The organism is Pantoea sp. App145 (assembly GCF_047947045.1).
Classification (GTDB): domain Bacteria; phylum Pseudomonadota; class Gammaproteobacteria; order Enterobacterales; family Enterobacteriaceae; genus Pantoea.
Genome location: NZ_CP133293.1, coordinates 303,403 through 319,577, shown reverse-complemented (window position 1 = coordinate 319,577; position 16,175 = coordinate 303,403). Strand labels below are relative to the sequence as shown.

Here is a 16,175-nt window from a genome sequence, read left to right as displayed (position 1 = left end):
GGAAATAACATGACTGAACTGTATGGCGTCTACCCTTATCTGGTTTCTCCGCTCTATCCTGACGGAAGCGTTAATACTGGAGAGTTGAGCCGTCTGTGTGAACACCTCATCGCCGCAGGTGTTCACGGGCTGACTCCGCTCGGCAGCACGGGGGAGTTTGCTTATCTCAACCGCGGACAGCGTCTTGATGTGGTGAAGACGGTAGTGAATACCACTAATAAGCGCGTACCGGTTATCGCCGGGGTAGCCGCCACCACTATCGATGATGCGGTAAAACAGACCCGTGATTACATCGCCGCAGGTGTAGATGGCATTCTGGCCATCCTTGAAGCTTACTTCCCTCTAACCGAAAAGGGTGTCGAAAGTTACTTTCGTGCGATTGCGGAGGCTGCGCATCCGCTACCTGTGGTGATTTACACCAACCCACAGTTTCAGCGTTCGGATCTGACGCTACCCGTGATTGAGCGTTTAAGTTATGTCGACAATATCAACTACATTAAAGATGCCTCAACTAATACCGGGCGGTTATTGTCGATAATCTCGCGCACTGAAGGACGGATGAAGGTCTTCGCCGCTTCAGCTCATATTCCAGCATGTGTGATGTTAATCGGCGGTGTGGGCTGGATGGCTGGTCCGGCATGCATTGTTCCTGAACAGAGCCTCGCGTTATGGAAAATGGCTCAGCAGGGCAACTGGAAGAGGGTGATGGAGTTGCAGCGTCCTCTGTGGCGCATCAATGAAATTTTCGCTAAATATTCTATCGCTGCCTGTATCAAAGCAGCACTGAATTTGCAGGGTTTTGATGTCGGGGATCCCATTGCCCCGCAGCAACCACTCAACGATGAGGCGTGTGCAGAAATAGCTGCAGTACTCCGCGAGGTTGGAGCCTTATGACCTGTCGTTCCGTGGTCATTGACTGCGATCCGGGTATCGATGATGCAATCGCGTTACTGGCGGCATTTAAGGCACCGGAATTAAACATTGAAGCGATCACTGTGGTCAATGGCAACCGTCCTCTGGAAACCACTTTGCGTAATGCGCTGCAAATTACAGAGCTGGCAAAGTGCCCGATACCGGTTTTTAGCGGCTGCTGGCAGCCACTGGTGCGGGATCCACTACACGGACGGTTTCATGGTGAACAGGGTCTGGGTGCCTGCCAGCTTCCTGCACCTGCATCATCCGCCCAGGAATTGCACGCTGTCGATTATCTGATCCAGCGTTGCAGACAAGCTGGAGCGGAGCAATCCCCTATTACCCTGTGTTGTCTTGGTCCCCTGACTAACGTTGCTACTGCGTTGATGATCGCGCCAGATATCGTTACGGGCATCGAGCGAGTGGTGCTGATGGGCGGAGCCTATCGAGAAAGTGGCAATACCTCACTCTATGCTGAATTCAATACACTCGCCGACCCGCATGCCGCAGATGTGTTGTTTCGTCAGAATCTGCCGATTACCGTTTTGCCACTGGATGTCACCCACAAGGTCATGCTCACCCCTGAGCATGTTGATGCGTTAACAGCAGTAGCCGGGCGTATTTCTCCCGCTTTAAATGCATTAATGGCGAGCTGGGACCGTAATGATGTGCGCCGTTACGGTTCGCGCGGTGGGCCGCTGCATGACCCTTTAGTTATTGCCTGGTTGCTGCGACCGGAATTTTTCACCAGCGAAAAAGCACGAGTCTATGTCGAACTCGACAGTAGGGAAACACTGGGACGCACCACTGCTGACTGGTATGGCAAAACTCAGCAGCCCCAGAATGTGAATGTAGTCACAGGCGTGAATGCAGAAAAGGTGTTTGCCCTGTTTTGTCAACTGTTCAGCCAATATCAGGAGGTTGAGGAATGACCGAGCAGATCATTATCGATACCGATCCTGGCGTGGATGATGCCGTGGCAATCTGGTTGGCGCTGGCAGCACCAGAGCTTGAGGTTCTGGGGATCACGACTGTGGCAGGCAATGTTTCTTTATCGGATGTTTGCCGTAACGCCGGGTCAATTATTGCAAAGTCGGGCCGTCAGGATGTGGCGATCTATGCCGGATCGCACGGGCCACTAACTGGTACCCAGCGTTTCGGCAAGTATGCCCATATTGGCAGTTTTGCATCATTGCTTAAAGATGAGGGGAGTGTGGCAGTCAGCGCAGAACATGCTGTGCAATTTATTGTACGTAAAGCACAGGAAGCCGCTCGGCAGCAGCGTCCGATCACTCTGTGTGCGCTTGGACCTCTGACGAATATCGCGCTAGCGTTGAATTTCTCACCTGAAGTAGCAAAGGGTATCAAGCGAATAGTGATGATGGGAGGGGCTTTCAGTGCGATGGGTCATCGTACTCCCTGGGCAGAATTTAATTTTTATGCAGACCCGAATGCAGCGGCAAGGGTCTTCCGTAGTGGTATTCCGTTGGTCATCATGCCGTTGGATATGACTTTTCAGGCGCTGCTGACCGAGGCACACCTGGAGGTGTTAGCGCATGATGCCGGTGAACCAGGCAGAGCGATCCAGCACTTGTTTACAACTTTTGACCGCAATGATCCCGGACGATTTCTGCGTGATGGTGGTCCGGTGCATGATGCTACGGTAATTGCATGGTTGTTAGAACCGGAGTTGTTTCAGGGCTGTGAAGTGACCGTGGGCATAGCGACTACCGGGGAGACGGCCGGATATTGCTGGGCAGACTTCTATCACAAGTTGAAACAGCAAGCCAATGCGACAGTCATGCGGCATATAGATGAACAGGGATTTCATTCGCTGCTCCAGCGGGTGCTCGCAGTCTATGGAAGCAAAGGGGAAAAGTAATGTTGCTATGGATCTTTCAGCGTATCGGGCAGACCTTGCTGACATTGTTTGCCATGTCATTACTGGTATTCATTGGCGTCTGGCTGGTGGGCAACCCGGTGGATATGTTGCTGAGCAGCAATGCCACACCCGCTGAACGCACTGCAGTGATAAAAGCCTTTGGGCTGGATCAGTCGGTCTGGATGCAGTACTGGCATTTTCTCGATCGGGCGCTGCATGGGGATTTGGGGATCTCGTGGGTTTATAATATTCCGGCTCTCCAGCTAATCACTCAACGTATGCCCGCAACTCTTGAGCTGGCACTCGTGGCGTTCCTGTTTGCTTTGTTGGTCGGTATTCCTTTGGGTATTTTAGCCGGTGTCAGGCCACGCAGCCTGGCGGCGAAATCGGTGATGGGATTCTCCCTATTTGGGGTAAGCCTCCCGTCATTCTGGGTAGGCATGATGATGATTATGTTGTTCAGCGTAAAGTTGGGCTGGCTACCCGCCTCGGGTCGTGGGGAAACCGTAAATATATTGGGTGTCCCGGTGAGTTTCCTGACCTGGGATGGCTGGCGTCATTTGTTGTTGCCGGCTTTCAATCTGGCACTTTTTAAAATCTCGATGGTTATCCGTCTGACGCGCGCTGGCACGCTGGAATGCCTGCAACAGGACTATATACGTTTCGCTCGTGCAAAGGGACTGTCTTCCAGTCGCATTTTGTTTGTTCATGTCCTGAAAAATACCCTCATTCCACTGACTACCGTTCTTGGGCTGGAGCTGGGGTCAATCATCGCTTTTGCTGTGGTAACGGAAACCATTTATGCCTGGCCTGGGATGGGGAAACTGATCATTGATGCGATTGGGGTGCTCGACAGACCCGTGATCCTTGCCTATCTGCTGATGACGGTATTGATGTTTACCCTGATTAATATGTTTGTTGATCTGTTGTATGTGTTGATCGATCCCCGCGTGCGCCACGGAGGTGGTAAATGAGTGAATCACCTTCATTACGTTTATCACAATCAGCCTGGCTCCGGGTACTGCACCAGCTGATAAAAAAACCAGGTTCACTGATGGGGTTATTGCTATTAGTCGTCATCGTGATTGCCGCTGTGCTGGCACCCTGGATTGCACCACAAAATCCGTATGACCTGTCTCAGTTGGATATCACTGATGGCCGGCTGGCACCGGGTGCTGAAAGCCTATCCGGTATGACATTCTGGCTCGGTTCGGATGATCAGGGGCGGGATATGTTGAGTGCCATCCTTTACGGTACCCGCATTAGCCTGTGGATTGGGTTTTGTAGCAGTTTGCTGGCGTTACTGATCGGCACCGTGTTTGGCATACTCAGTGCCTGGAACGGAGGACGTATCGACGCCTTTATCATGCGCATTGTTGATATCCAGCTCAGCTTCCCACCCATACTGATTGCACTGATATTACTGACGCTTTTCGGTCAGGGGGCCGACAAAATCATTCTTGCTCTGGTCCTGACGCAATGGGCCTATTACACCCGTGCAGTAAGGGGTAATGCAATGGTGGAGATGCGTCGTAATTATATTGCAGCGGCGCACACCCTGGCACTAGGCCGCCGTCGCATTATGTTCCGCCATTTGCTGCCGAATTGTTTATCTTCTCTGATTGTGGTCGCTACGCTGCGGGTGGCTTACGCCATTATGCTGGAGGCCACGCTTTCATTCCTTGGTATTGGGCTTCCTGTTACGCAGCCCTCCCTGGGGCTCCTTATCGCCAATGGCTTTGATTATCTGCTTTCCGGGAATTACTGGATTAGCCTATTTCCCGGCATTGTACTGTTGCTACTGATTATCGCCATCAATTTGCTGGGCGATGCACTACGAGATATCACCAATCCGCAACGAGAATCCTGATAATGTCTTCGATTAAACCGGTACTAGATGTCCGTAGCCTGCACACTGAGTTGCTGGTGGGAGAAAAGTGGAAAACCATCGTCCACCCGTTGTCCTTCTCCATTCTGCCGGGAGAAACGCTTGCGCTGGTTGGAGAGTCTGGATCTGGTAAAAGTGTCACGGCAAATTCATTGCTGCAACTGTTGCCACAATCACAATGCCGCATCAGCGGTGAGGTTCATTTTCAGGATAGGGACCTGTTGAGGTTTACATCACGACAAATGCAGGCGATTCGTGGCAACCGTATCGGTATGATCTTTCAGGAACCGATGTCCAGTCTCAACCCGGTGCTTACCATTGGTACACAAATAACCGAAGTATTAAGGAAGCATCGGCATATGGATTCTGCGTCAGCCAGAGCCGAGGCAGTTCGTCTACTGGATCGCGTACAGATCAGTGCTGCTGCTGAACGTCTTAGCGATTATCCCCTGCATTTTTCCGGGGGAATGCGTCAGCGCGTTGTCATTGCCATCGCATTGGCTTGTAAACCCGCTCTGCTTATCGCGGATGAACCTACCACCGCGCTCGACGTGACAGTGCAGGCCGAGATCCTGCAATTGATAAAAAGCCTGCAGCGGGAAGAAAATATGGCAGTTCTTTTTATTACTCACGATATGGGAGTAGTGGCGGAAGTTGCTGATAAGACACTGGTGATGTATCAGGGACAAGAAGTTGAAATGGCATCTACGCGTGAACTATTCCGACAGCCAAAACACGCATATACGAAGAGGTTGCTGGCAGCTGTACCAAAATTGGGTGATATGGCAGGGATTCCCTATCCTCAACCGTTTCACAGCGTGACAAGAATCGAAGGTAACACCGTGCAGAGTGGTGCTCCGGTATTGGAGGTTAAGAATCTTTGTCAGCAATTTCCAATCCGACAAGGTTGGCTGCGTCGTATAAAGGCACAAGTTCACGCTGTAGAACAGGTAAGTTTCCAGCTTCTACCCGGTGAAACGCTGGGGCTGGTGGGGGAATCCGGTTGTGGGAAATCCACGCTTGCACGCACATTGATCCGGTTGGCAGAAGCCAGTGCAGGGCAGGTCATTCTGGAAAATGAGAATCTGCTAACGGCAAATCGACGTCAACTTGAGGTCATGCGTCGTAAAATTCAGCTGATTTTTCAGGATCCCTGGGAAAGCCTGAACCCACGATTACGCGTAGGGGACGCACTGGCTGAACCCATGTTGGCTCATGGTCTGATTGAGCAGTCAGAAAGTCGCCGGGCAGTTGCGGAATTACTGGAGAGCGTAGGACTGGAGGCCAGCATGGCAGAGCGCTTTCCGCATCAATTCTCAGGAGGCCAGCGCCAGCGTATTTGTATCGCGCGAGCGCTTGCTGTTCAACCCAAAGTCATTATTGCTGATGAATCTGTCTCTGCTCTGGATGTCACTGTCAGGGCTGAGATTATCAACCTACTTATGGCGTTGCAGCGTGAACGGGGCATCAGCATTTTGTTTATTTCCCATGATATGGCGGTGGTGGAACGTATCAGTCATCGTGTGGCAGTGATGTATCAGGGAAAGATTGTCGAGATAGGTTCACGACAGGCGATATTTGAAACTCCGGCACATCCGTATACCCGTCATTTGCTGTCGGCCGTGCCGATTGCAGATCCGGAACAGGTAATTAAGCCACTGGTACCATTCAGAAAAACAGGTACACAAAGAAGAGGCATCAATGACTCAGCCTCTGCTGTAATTTATCAGCAGCAGGGGCTGGATCATTATGTTCTGAGCGATGCTGGTGTTTAATCTGTCCCAGATATTCTGGATTTGATCGTGCTGACATACTGACTGAAATTTGCGTTAATTTTTATACCACAGGGCAGTCTTTTCAATTAGCGAGCCTGCCCCATTGATTACAGAGTCTCTTTTTAGGTTCTCCACAGTAAGATTCTTTGCAACCGATGCCCATACAACCCTATCGCCAGTCCGGTGATAATCAGTAATAGAGCAAGAATTTTCACCACAGAGATTTGTTCTCCAAAGATCATCATTGAACCAAGAATCCCGAAAACTGGCACCAGCAATGACAGAGGGGCCACGGTAGAAACCGGGTATTGTTTAAGCAGAGAATTCCAGACCCAATAGCCAAAGAGAGTATTGGGATAAACCTGAAATAGAATTGACAGCACTGCGGAAGTGTCCATTTGGTTGAACAGTGAAATATAGCCGCTGGTACCATAGAGCAACCAGTCCAGCAGAAAGAGTGGGACAGGAGAAAAAGCACTCGACCAAACCAGAAACGAAAAAACCTGTGTTGTGGCCGACTTCTTATTAATGATATTGGCGATACTCCAGGCTATCGCGCCCGCCAATACCAGTAGCATACCGGACAGGGTGACGGAACCATCAGTAATGAAAACAATGCTCATCAGTCCAGCGCAGGCAACCAGGAAACCAGCGATTTGATAACGGGTGAGGCGTTCATTAAAAACCATGCTGCCTAACAGGATGGTAAAGAAGGCACTGAATTGCAGCAGGAGTGATGCAATCCCTGCTGAAATTCCGGTTTTGATCCCCAGATTGACTACTCCCCAGAGACCAATGCCAAAAATCAGTCCATAGCTGATAATATAACGCCAGGCTACATTCGGTTTCGGTATAAAAAACAGAGCAGGTAATGCGCATAGCGTGAAACGAATTCCTGCCAGAACGAAAGGATCGACTGAACTCAATCCCAGCTTAATAACGGAAAAATTAATGCCCCAGATAGCTGTTATCAGAATGGCGAGCAGCAGATGATGTAATTTCATGGTTTAAGTGAACCTATCCAGAAGAGAAGAGCACAAGCACTTACAGATGCACCAGCAAGGCAGACCGACAGCCAGCCCCAGTGCGCATAAAGTTGAGTTGCGGCAATGGCACCTACTGCACTGCCCACTGAATAAAAAAACATGTAAGCCCCTACCAGACGACTCGCGGCTTCCGGCCTGATAGCAATGATGATGCTCTGATTGCTCACATGGACCGTTTGCACTGCGAAGTCCAACGTGATGGCACCGATTATCAGCCAAAGAAGCGATTTTTCGGTGTATGCGATGGGTAGCCATGACAATGTCAGTACGATTAGCGCTAACCCGGTGGCACGTTGCATCATGCCTCTGTCAGCCCATAAGCCCGCTCTGGAAGCGGCGAGTGCCCCGGCAGTTCCAGCTAAACCAAACAAACCGATCTGGGTATGTGATAGCGACATGGCACTGAGAGGCATGACCATTGTGGTCCACAACATGCTGAAAGCCGCAAAGATAAACAAAGCAAAAATTCCTCGCGTTCTTAGTTGCGGTTCAGCGGTAAACAGGCGGAAAACAGACAGCAGCAGGGGAACATAGGCCGGTTTTTGTATCTGATGCGGGGGGGCCGGCATCACTATTCTCAGTAAGACAGAGATTAGTAACATCAGGCAGGAAGAAATCAGATAAACAGCTCGCCAACCAGCAATATCAGCAAGGATTCCAGAGGTGAAGCGAGCCAGCAGGATCCCCAAAACAATTCCGCTGGTCACGGTGCCAACTACCTGCCCACGTTGCTCAGGAGCTGCAAGCACGGCGGCCCAGGCAACCATTAACTGCACAGCAACTGCCATTAGACCGATAAATAACATGGCACATAACAGGATCTCCAGATTCGGTGCTAAGCCAGCCACCATCAATGCTAATGCTGAGACTATCAGCAAAGTAATGACCAGGATTTTTCGGTTTAGCTGATCTCCAAGCGGAACCAGAAAAAGTAACCCGGCAGCATAACCAGCCTGTGTGGTAGTTACGACGCTGCCAATCATACCGGGTGGCACATTCAGGCTGGTTGATATCGACGCAAGTAAAGGCTGCGCAGAATAGACATTTGCCACTGTCAGACCACAGGTAAGTGAAAATATAAATATCATCCAGGGTTTGAGAATTGTGGCATCAGCCGGATATGCGTGCATCGCACCATCTGAATGTATGCCTTCATTACAGTTCATCACGCTTTCCCATTCTGGTTTCTTTTTAAAACTAGATTGTGGATAGAATTAGCAATATTGGTTTTTTTTTGCAACTTCTTTTGGCGGGGATTATGCTGATATTTGTACAGAGGTTTATGGAGAGAGAATTCAGATGGCAAGACAGGAATCGCTCAGAACCAGCGAATGTCCCGTTGCCAGGACGTTGGAGTCCATTGGTGAACGCTGGTGTTTGATGATCATCCGTGAGGCATTTGACAATGTGCGTAGATTCAGTGAGTTTCAAAAGAACCTCGGGCTTGCCAAAAATATTTTGGCTTCTCGCCTGAAACTACTGGTCGATATTGGCGTGTTTGAGGTCTGTCCAGCTTCAGATGGCAGTGCGTATCGTGAATATGTTCTGACCGAAAAAGGACGTTCCATCTTCCCGATTGTGGTGGCGATGCGACAGTGGGGAGAGCGTTTTATGTTTGATGAGGGCGAGGTGCATTCGGTTCTGTTTGATAATGTTGATGGACAACCGATCCAGCCGCTGGAAGTACGATCGGCGAACGGGAACCAGTTGGAACCGACAGATTGCTATCGTCAGCGCGTGATTTCAGGTAAGCAGGAACTACTGCTTTGATGATTTCGTCGTGGTTATGAATTACCAGATTCTGCTTATTAGATCTCTTGCGGGTGGTGAGCTTGACTGACCCGTTCAGATTGGTACTTTCTAATAAAGTAGCTGCAACGTGAGAGCTGGTCTCTCATTCTCAATCCCGCTTCAAATTATCATCCCTCTCGGCCATCATCGTTTTGTCGGTTGTGGTACTCGTGTGCAAAGTTTTTGTGGAAAAAGACTGTCATCCGCATGTTTATCAACCCAATGTGAAGTTCCAAATTTGCCGTAGTGATTGCCTCATCGCGTAACCAAAAGAAATCAGTAATGGAAGACTGATTTATGGAAGAGTCGTTGTTCGCTTGGGGGGATATTCAAAGACAGGCAGGAGTACAGTCAGAAAAATCAATCGCCTTCCTGCCCAATACTATGTCGGGCAGGAAGGTTTTACGTGTAGATATTAGTGTGTACGCATCCCTGCGGCTGCCATCATAAAGCGAAATAGCGTTGCGACAAGACCTAGTGCCAGCACACTGGCACTGTATATTAATACCATCCAGAATATCCTTTTCCAGACTGGTTGCTGTTTAGCAGGATTCATTTGAGACATTCGAACCACCAGTTATAGATTAATGGTAACCTTCCTCAGCTTTAATTTTTCCGCGGAAAACATAGTAGCTCCAGGAGGTATACCCAAGGATAATCGGAATGATCAGCAGGGCTCCAACCAACATAAATGCCTGGCTACTGGCTGGCGCTGCTGCTTGCCAGATAGAGATTGACGGCGGAATAATGTTTGGCCAGATACTGATTCCAAGACCTGAAAATCCAAGAAAGATTAAAGCCAGTGTAAGTATAAACGGAGCGTAGTGTCCGTTCCGACTTATGCTTCGTAAAATACCATATGAACAAGCCAGAACTAATACTGGAACAGGTAAGAAATAGTACAGATTTGGCAGAGAAAACCAACGCTGAGCAATTGCAGCATGCTGGACTGGAGTCCAGATACTAATTATCCCAACTACAATCAATAATGCTACAACCAAAGGTTTTGCTAATGAGGACATAGTACGATGAAGGTTATGCTCTGTTTTCATTATTAACCAGGTACAACCCAGCAGGGCATAAGCGATCACCAGACCAAAACCGCAGAATAGGGGAAACGGTGCCAGCCATCCCAAAGGGGAGCCTGTAAATGTCCTGTTTGTAACTTCAAAACCGTTGAGAATCGCACCTACGGCAATACCCTGACTAAAGGTAGCAATCAGTGAGCCAGCAACAAACGCTTTATCCCAAAATGGGCGATGTTGCTCGGTCGCTTTAAAACGAAATTCAAAAGCGACACCGCGAAAAATTAAACCGACCAGCATTGCTGTTAGAGGAATAGTGAGTGCATCCAATAGTACCGAGTAGGCAAGAGGGAATGCACCAAAAAGCCCAGCACCTCCCAGAACAAGCCAGGTCTCATTACCATCCCAGACCGGTGCGACAGTATTCACCATCATATCGCGCTCGACCGGATTCTTGTTAAATGGGAATAACAGGCCTATTCCCAGGTCAAATCCATCCATTACGATATACATGAGTGTCGCAAAAACAATGATGGCGAACCAAATAAAGGTAAAGTCAATCATGTTATTTCTCACCTTTCTGATTAAGTGAACCGGTTGCTGACAAGGGGCGCGCAGGAGTTTTATCTGTTCCTGGACCACCGTCTTCAACATGCTGGCCTTCCCCTCCTACTGGGCCTCGTTTAATCAGACGCATCATATAGTGATATCCGACCCCAAATACTGAGCAATAAACCACAATAAAAAGTAGCAGACTGATTGACATATGCAGATCACCATGCGCCGATACGGCATCAGCAGTCCGTTGTACCCCATAAACAACCCAGGGCTGACGACCAATCTCTGTTGTAAACCAGCCAGCGAGAAGTGCTAATAGGCCTGATGGTCCCATGAACAGCGTAAACCATAGAAATGGTCTGCTCTGATAAAGGCGTTTTTTATAACGTAACCACAAGCTGATTACTCCGGTCAGGATCATAAGCAATCCTAAAGCGACCATCACTCGGAATGTCCAGAATACAATCAGCGAATTTGGTCGGTCTTCTTTAGGAAAACTTTTTAACGCCGGTACCTGTTTAGTCAGGCTGTGAGTAAGGATCAGGCTACCGAGGTAAGGGACTTCCAATGCATAGTCTGTGCGCTCCTGTTCCATATTTGGAATACCAAAAAGAATGAGAGGCGTTGCTTCTCCGGGGGGATTTTCCCAGTGACCTTCAATAGCCGCGATTTTTGCAGGTTGATGTTCGAGGGTATTAAGCCCATGCGCATCACCGATAAAAGCCTGGATTGGGGAAACAATAAGCGCCATCCACAATGCCATGGAAAACATCTTGCGTATGGCAGGTGAGTCATTCCCACGTAGCAAATGCCATGCAGCAGAAGATCCAACAAAAAATGCACTGGCGAGAAATGCTGCGGTTGACATATGAAGTAATCTGAATGGGAACGATGGATTGAAGATGATCTTTAACCAATCCTGAGGTACTACAACGCCATTCTGTATGATGTAACCTTGAGGTGTGTGCATCCAGCTATTGGATGCAAGAATCCAAAAGGTCGAGAATATCGTTCCTAAAGCGACCATACATGTTGCAAAAAAATGTAGTCCAGGCCCAACACGATTCCAGCCGAATAGCATCACACCAAGAAAACCAGCTTCCAGGAAAAATGCAGTGAGCACTTCGTAAGTCAGAAGAGGGCCAGTGATACTACCTGCAAATTGGGAAAAGCCGCTCCAGTTGGTGCCAAACTGATATGCCATAACCAAACCGGATACAACGCCCATTCCAAAGTTCACAGCGAAAACTTTAGACCAAAAGTGATATAAATCCCGATAAGCTTCATTACGAGTTTTCAGCCACAGGCCTTCAAGTACCGCAAGATAACTTGCCAGTCCTATAGTAATAGCGGGAAAAATTATATGAAAAGACACAGTGAACCCGAACTGTATCCTTGCGAGATGATAGGCATCTAGACCAAACATTGTTTGCTCCCAAAATGTGAAAAGTTTGTAATAACGCAGGTGATAATAAGTTTCATGTTAGTTTATGCCGTGTTTAAAATGCTAAACCCATTACAGAATTGCGCAAGATACAGTTTGGTAGGTTAAAACCTATAACACTTTATAATTAGGAGGCTAATTGTTAGTTTATTGGTGTTTTTGTTCTATTAATGTAAATTTCACCTAAAGTGTAGCCACTGTTGAAAATAAATCTAAATTAATAAATTCCTTATAAATCAATATGATAATAAAATTATGAATGGTAATAACAATGATTATTATTCCAATGCAAGATGAAAATTTTGCTAATAAAAAAATTTCACATAATTGAAAGAAAATAGTTATATCAGGAGTACAGCTTGAAAAATTTTGCAGTGATGAGCATGTACTGGTAGAGGTTTGGGCGATCTGGCAAGAAATTCTTTCAAATCTGCGGGATATGCACATCCAAAATGTAAGAAGAAGTTATAATAATTGTTATAGTTTTTAGCAGTAAACTGTTTATGGTTTGATGTGTCTTTTTATACTATATTAGCAATATCTAATGCTAAATCAACGAGTTAATAATTTATTTAACGTTACTTTTAATAAATGAAACACTATTTCTTATCAGATCAAGGTAATTGACATGCTAAATAAATGCCAGCAAGTTATCGATCTTATCCAATGGATCGAAATAAATCTTGATGACCAAATAAACATGGATGATGTAATAAAAAAATCCGGATATTCGAGATGGCATATTCAAAGGATTTTTTTAGAAGTGGCAGGTATATCTATAGCTGATTATTTGCGTTTGCGTCGCCTTACCAAAGCAGCTATTGATATATGTAAAACATCTGAACCATTACTTTCAATTGCATTAAAGTATAACTTTTCTTCTCAACAATCATTTACACGTGCCTTTAAAATACAATTTAATGAGACGCCAGGGTCTTACCGGAAAGCAAAAAAAATACAAGGTCACGGGATATTTATGGGACACCCAGACCTCTTAGGGGAAATTAAAGATGACAATTTTTATGAAAAGATAAAATTTGTTAACATTGAGTAAGTGAAATTTATCATTTATACCGACATAAATTAATGCTAATTTATAATAAAACTTTTAGTGATTGAGTTATTTGTTTTTTATTAAGAATAAGTTAAGTTTATATAAGAAGTATCCATGTTATGGTGAAAGTAAAAATGACCTATCATAAAGAAATAATAAATCATTTTATCCCGGCCTATCTATGCGTCAGACAATACCATTAATCATATTTTGACTTCCATAAGAATTTTTGTCTGAAATCACCTTATTTAACCTTTTTAACGCGTCTGATAATTGCTCAAGTGTTCTTGCACCGCCAAGGGAAACTCTAATTCCATTAGCTGCAACACCGTCTGGTGAAAAAACGTGGGAAGGTGTGATCCCAAGTCCAACCTGGGCTGCAGACTGTACAATCGACTGGGAATCAAATGGTCGCATGTCTTCAAGCCATAAATGTAAGCCATACGTGTCAGACTGAATATTTCCATTTAGTATGCTTTTGGCCAGGTTCTGACGTTTGAGGTTTTCTTGCTTTAACTCATTCAATAAAGTATAGGCAATTCCCGAGTTTATCCAGTCGGTTACAACTGAAAGCATGAGTGGGTTGCTGACCAGAATAGTAGATCTCAGTGCATTTACAACCTGTTCAAGCGATGGTGTTAGCGGAGTGATGATCCATGCGACGCGAAGACCGGGTGACAGGCATTTAGAAATCGTCGATATATAATACGTATTTTCGGGCGCATAGTTAGCGATAGGCTTCTCAATCACAGAGGGAAGTAGTCCATAAGGATCATCTTCAATGAGTATCAGATTATGGCGTTTGAGACATTCCGCTATGTCTTTTCTACGCTCTGCAGGGATCGTAATTGCAGTCGGATTATGAATGGTTGGGTTAAGATAAATCAACTTAGCTTTGTGCTGTGTACATGCTGCTTCTAGTTTGTCGGGAATAATGCCGTATTTGTCTGACTCAACCGTTACAATTCTACGATTGAATTGTCGTGCCGCAGCGATAAATCCCGGATAAGTTAATGTATCAGTTATAACCGTATCACCTACTCTGGTCAGAAGATTTAACAAAATGCTAATAGCTGTCTGCGCACCAGGGCTTACTACCACTCGCTCACTACTGAACATTCCCAGTAAAGGTTGCAGCCATTTTACAGCAGCCATGCGTTCTGCTTGAGAACCGGCACCTACATGGTAAGACATTAGGCTACCAGCATCCGTCGTATGTTGCAGCCGTTCAATTGATTCAGAGATTAAAGGGAGAATTTTTATTGAACCTGGTGGGGTGTTCATGCTCAGGTCCACATGGGAATGGCTATCAGGTTGATAGCATAGATAAGATCCTCTTCCGGTGGCAGCCTGGGTAAGGCCTTTTTCCTTAATATCCTTATACGCCCGGGTGACCGTCGTCAGATCGACTTTCAACATATCCGCTAGTTCCCGCTGAGGGGGCAGTCTGTCTCCAGGCAATAATCGCCCCTCATCAATAGCAGCGATCACCATTTTCACTATCTGTTTGTAGCGTGGGCCATCTCCTTGGGAGAGCGGTTTGATCCACTCTCTTTTGACTGGTCTTGTATGGTTTTTCGGTGATTTAAGCATTATTTAACCTTTAAAAAAGCCATACAAAAGAGTATAAAAATAATCCATTGTTACAATGTGTATGCACGCAATCGGATTTTTGTATGGGTTATGTTGCTTGGTTAACAAAATTATCGCAAAGGAGATAACAAGTTGATAACAAATTTTCTTCCATCCTACCTCTCTCTTTCCATCGAGAGTAGTAGTTTAGGGCACTGTTCTATGGCTAAACAGCACAACATTATCCATGTTGATGATTGCATGTGCATTAAAGAAATTTAGGGCATTCGGGATGGTTATTAAATTATTTAAATCATTGAAAGCATTGATAATTATCGCAATGCCTTTTTTATTAAGTGGATGTAACTGGGTATTGTTCAACTCAAAAGGTGAGGTGGGAGTCCAGCAGAGTAACCTTATCATCACTGCTATCCTTCTTATGCTTATAGTGGTAATTCCAGCAATACTAATGACTTTTCTTTTTGCATGGCGTTACCGGGCGGGGAACAAAAAAGCCACATATACCCCTGATTGGGCACATTCAAACAAAATTGAACTGGTTGTCTGGGGTGTACCAATGATCATTATTGCGATACTTGCTGCAATTGTATGGGTAAGTACACATAAACTGGATCCATACAAGCCACTAATATCTTCAAAACCTGCGTTGACCGTTGAGGTCATTGCAACAGACTGGAAATGGGTATTTATCTATCCAGAACAGAAAGTTGCGACCGTAAATGAATTAGTTTTTCCAGCCGATCGCCCGGTTTCTTTCCAGATCACCTCTGATTCAACCATGAATACATTTTTCATACCACAGCTAGGCGGGCAGATCTATGCCATGGCGGGTATGAGAACTCAGTTAAATCTAAAAGCGAATGAAATTGGAAATTATGACGGCATGTCTGGCAATTTCAGTGGTCAAGGATTTTCTGATATGAAGTTTATAGCACATGCGACGTCAGAAGAAAATTTCGACAAGTGGATAGACAACGTCAGGTCAAAAAACAGTTCCCTTGATTTTGCAGGATTTAAGAAACTTGCCGAACCTAGTCAGAAACATCCCATTGAGTATTTTTCCAGTGTCCAGGATGGAGTCTTTCAACAGGTTATCGACCAATTTATGGATTCAGGCATGGATATGCATGCGAAAGATGAACAGCATTCAGGCATGGATATGACTTCAGCACAAACCACCATGAGCCATTCCGGCGAATAAGAAATA

General features: G+C 46.3%; 15 protein-coding genes. 9 read left to right on the top strand and 6 right to left on the bottom strand.

The window, feature by feature from the left end:
* Positions 1-9: 9 nt before the first annotated feature.
* From RCF31_RS26310 to RCF31_RS26285, 6 genes are read left to right on the top strand one after another with little or no spacing between them, the layout of a single operon-like run.
* Positions 10-894, top strand: a complete 885-nt coding sequence (locus RCF31_RS26310) for a dihydrodipicolinate synthase family protein (protein WP_416414268.1) — start codon at positions 10-12, stop codon at positions 892-894.
* Positions 891-1,844 carry a nucleoside hydrolase gene (locus RCF31_RS26305; RefSeq protein ID WP_416414267.1) on the top strand — a complete coding sequence of 318 codons (954 nt, stop codon included), beginning with the start codon at positions 891-893 and terminating at the stop codon, positions 1,842-1,844. Before RCF31_RS26310 ends, RCF31_RS26305 begins: the two co-directional genes overlap by 4 nt.
* Positions 1,841-2,794, top strand: coding sequence for a nucleoside hydrolase (locus RCF31_RS26300; RefSeq protein WP_416414266.1), 954 nt, complete (start codon positions 1,841-1,843; stop codon positions 2,792-2,794). Before RCF31_RS26305 ends, RCF31_RS26300 begins: the two co-directional genes overlap by 4 nt.
* On the top strand, positions 2,794-3,768 hold the full coding sequence (locus RCF31_RS26295) for an ABC transporter permease (RefSeq protein WP_416414265.1): 975 nt from the start codon (positions 2,794-2,796) through the stop codon (positions 3,766-3,768). The genes RCF31_RS26300 and RCF31_RS26295 overlap by 1 nt, the downstream gene beginning before the upstream one ends.
* Complete coding sequence (locus RCF31_RS26290; protein ID WP_416414264.1) at positions 3,765-4,664, top strand: ABC transporter permease; 900 nt, start codon at positions 3,765-3,767, stop codon at positions 4,662-4,664. Before RCF31_RS26295 ends, RCF31_RS26290 begins: the two co-directional genes overlap by 4 nt.
* A gap of 2 nt (positions 4,665-4,666) precedes the next feature.
* Entirely contained in the window at positions 4,667-6,457 is a 1,791-nt protein-coding gene (locus tag RCF31_RS26285) for an ABC transporter ATP-binding protein (protein WP_416414263.1), read from the top strand.
* 122 nt (positions 6,458-6,579) lie between these two features.
* On the opposite strand, the gene RCF31_RS26280 is transcribed toward RCF31_RS26285, so the two are convergent.
* Positions 6,580-7,461 (bottom strand): EamA family transporter, encoded by an 882-nt coding sequence (locus RCF31_RS26280; RefSeq protein ID WP_416414262.1) that lies wholly within the window; start codon positions 7,459-7,461, stop codon positions 6,580-6,582.
* Complete coding sequence (locus RCF31_RS26275; RefSeq protein ID WP_416414551.1) at positions 7,458-8,633, bottom strand: MFS transporter; 1,176 nt, start codon at positions 8,631-8,633, stop codon at positions 7,458-7,460. The genes RCF31_RS26280 and RCF31_RS26275 overlap by 4 nt, the downstream gene beginning before the upstream one ends.
* A gap of 169 nt (positions 8,634-8,802) precedes the next feature.
* Between RCF31_RS26275 and RCF31_RS26270 the strand changes: the two genes are divergently transcribed.
* The gene (locus RCF31_RS26270) at positions 8,803-9,273 is read left to right on the top strand and encodes a winged helix-turn-helix transcriptional regulator (protein WP_416414261.1); all 471 of its coding nucleotides are present in this window, start codon (positions 8,803-8,805) and stop codon (positions 9,271-9,273) included.
* Positions 9,274-9,709: 436 nt separating this feature from the next.
* On the opposite strand, the gene RCF31_RS26265 is transcribed toward RCF31_RS26270, so the two are convergent.
* The 3 genes from RCF31_RS26265 to RCF31_RS26255 are packed head-to-tail and all read right to left on the bottom strand — an operon-like array spanning position 9,710 to position 12,303.
* The gene (locus RCF31_RS26265; RefSeq protein ID WP_416414260.1) at positions 9,710-9,859 is read right to left on the bottom strand and encodes a DUF2474 domain-containing protein; all 150 of its coding nucleotides are present in this window, start codon (positions 9,857-9,859) and stop codon (positions 9,710-9,712) included.
* Positions 9,860-9,878: 19 nt separating this feature from the next.
* The gene (gene cydB / locus RCF31_RS26260) at positions 9,879-10,883 is read right to left on the bottom strand and encodes a cytochrome d ubiquinol oxidase subunit II (protein WP_416414259.1); all 1,005 of its coding nucleotides are present in this window, start codon (positions 10,881-10,883) and stop codon (positions 9,879-9,881) included.
* 1 nt (position 10,884) lies between these two features.
* On the bottom strand, positions 10,885-12,303 hold the full coding sequence (locus tag RCF31_RS26255) for a cytochrome ubiquinol oxidase subunit I (RefSeq protein ID WP_416414258.1): 1,419 nt from the start codon (positions 12,301-12,303) through the stop codon (positions 10,885-10,887).
* A 646-nt stretch (positions 12,304-12,949) separates the two neighbouring features.
* Between RCF31_RS26255 and RCF31_RS26250 the strand changes: the two genes are divergently transcribed.
* Positions 12,950-13,375 carry a helix-turn-helix domain-containing protein gene (locus RCF31_RS26250; RefSeq protein ID WP_416414257.1) on the top strand — a complete coding sequence of 142 codons (426 nt, stop codon included), beginning with the start codon at positions 12,950-12,952 and terminating at the stop codon, positions 13,373-13,375.
* A 186-nt stretch (positions 13,376-13,561) separates the two neighbouring features.
* On the opposite strand, the gene RCF31_RS26245 is transcribed toward RCF31_RS26250, so the two are convergent.
* Positions 13,562-14,968: a PLP-dependent aminotransferase family protein gene (locus RCF31_RS26245; RefSeq protein ID WP_416414256.1), complete on the bottom strand. Its 1,407-nt coding sequence runs from the start codon at positions 14,966-14,968 to the stop codon at positions 13,562-13,564.
* Positions 14,969-15,239: 271 nt separating this feature from the next.
* On the opposite strand from RCF31_RS26245, the gene cyoA reads away from it, so the two are divergent.
* Complete coding sequence (gene cyoA / locus RCF31_RS26240; RefSeq protein ID WP_416414549.1) at positions 15,240-16,169, top strand: ubiquinol oxidase subunit II; 930 nt, start codon at positions 15,240-15,242, stop codon at positions 16,167-16,169.
* The last annotated feature ends 6 nt before the right edge of the window (positions 16,170-16,175 follow it).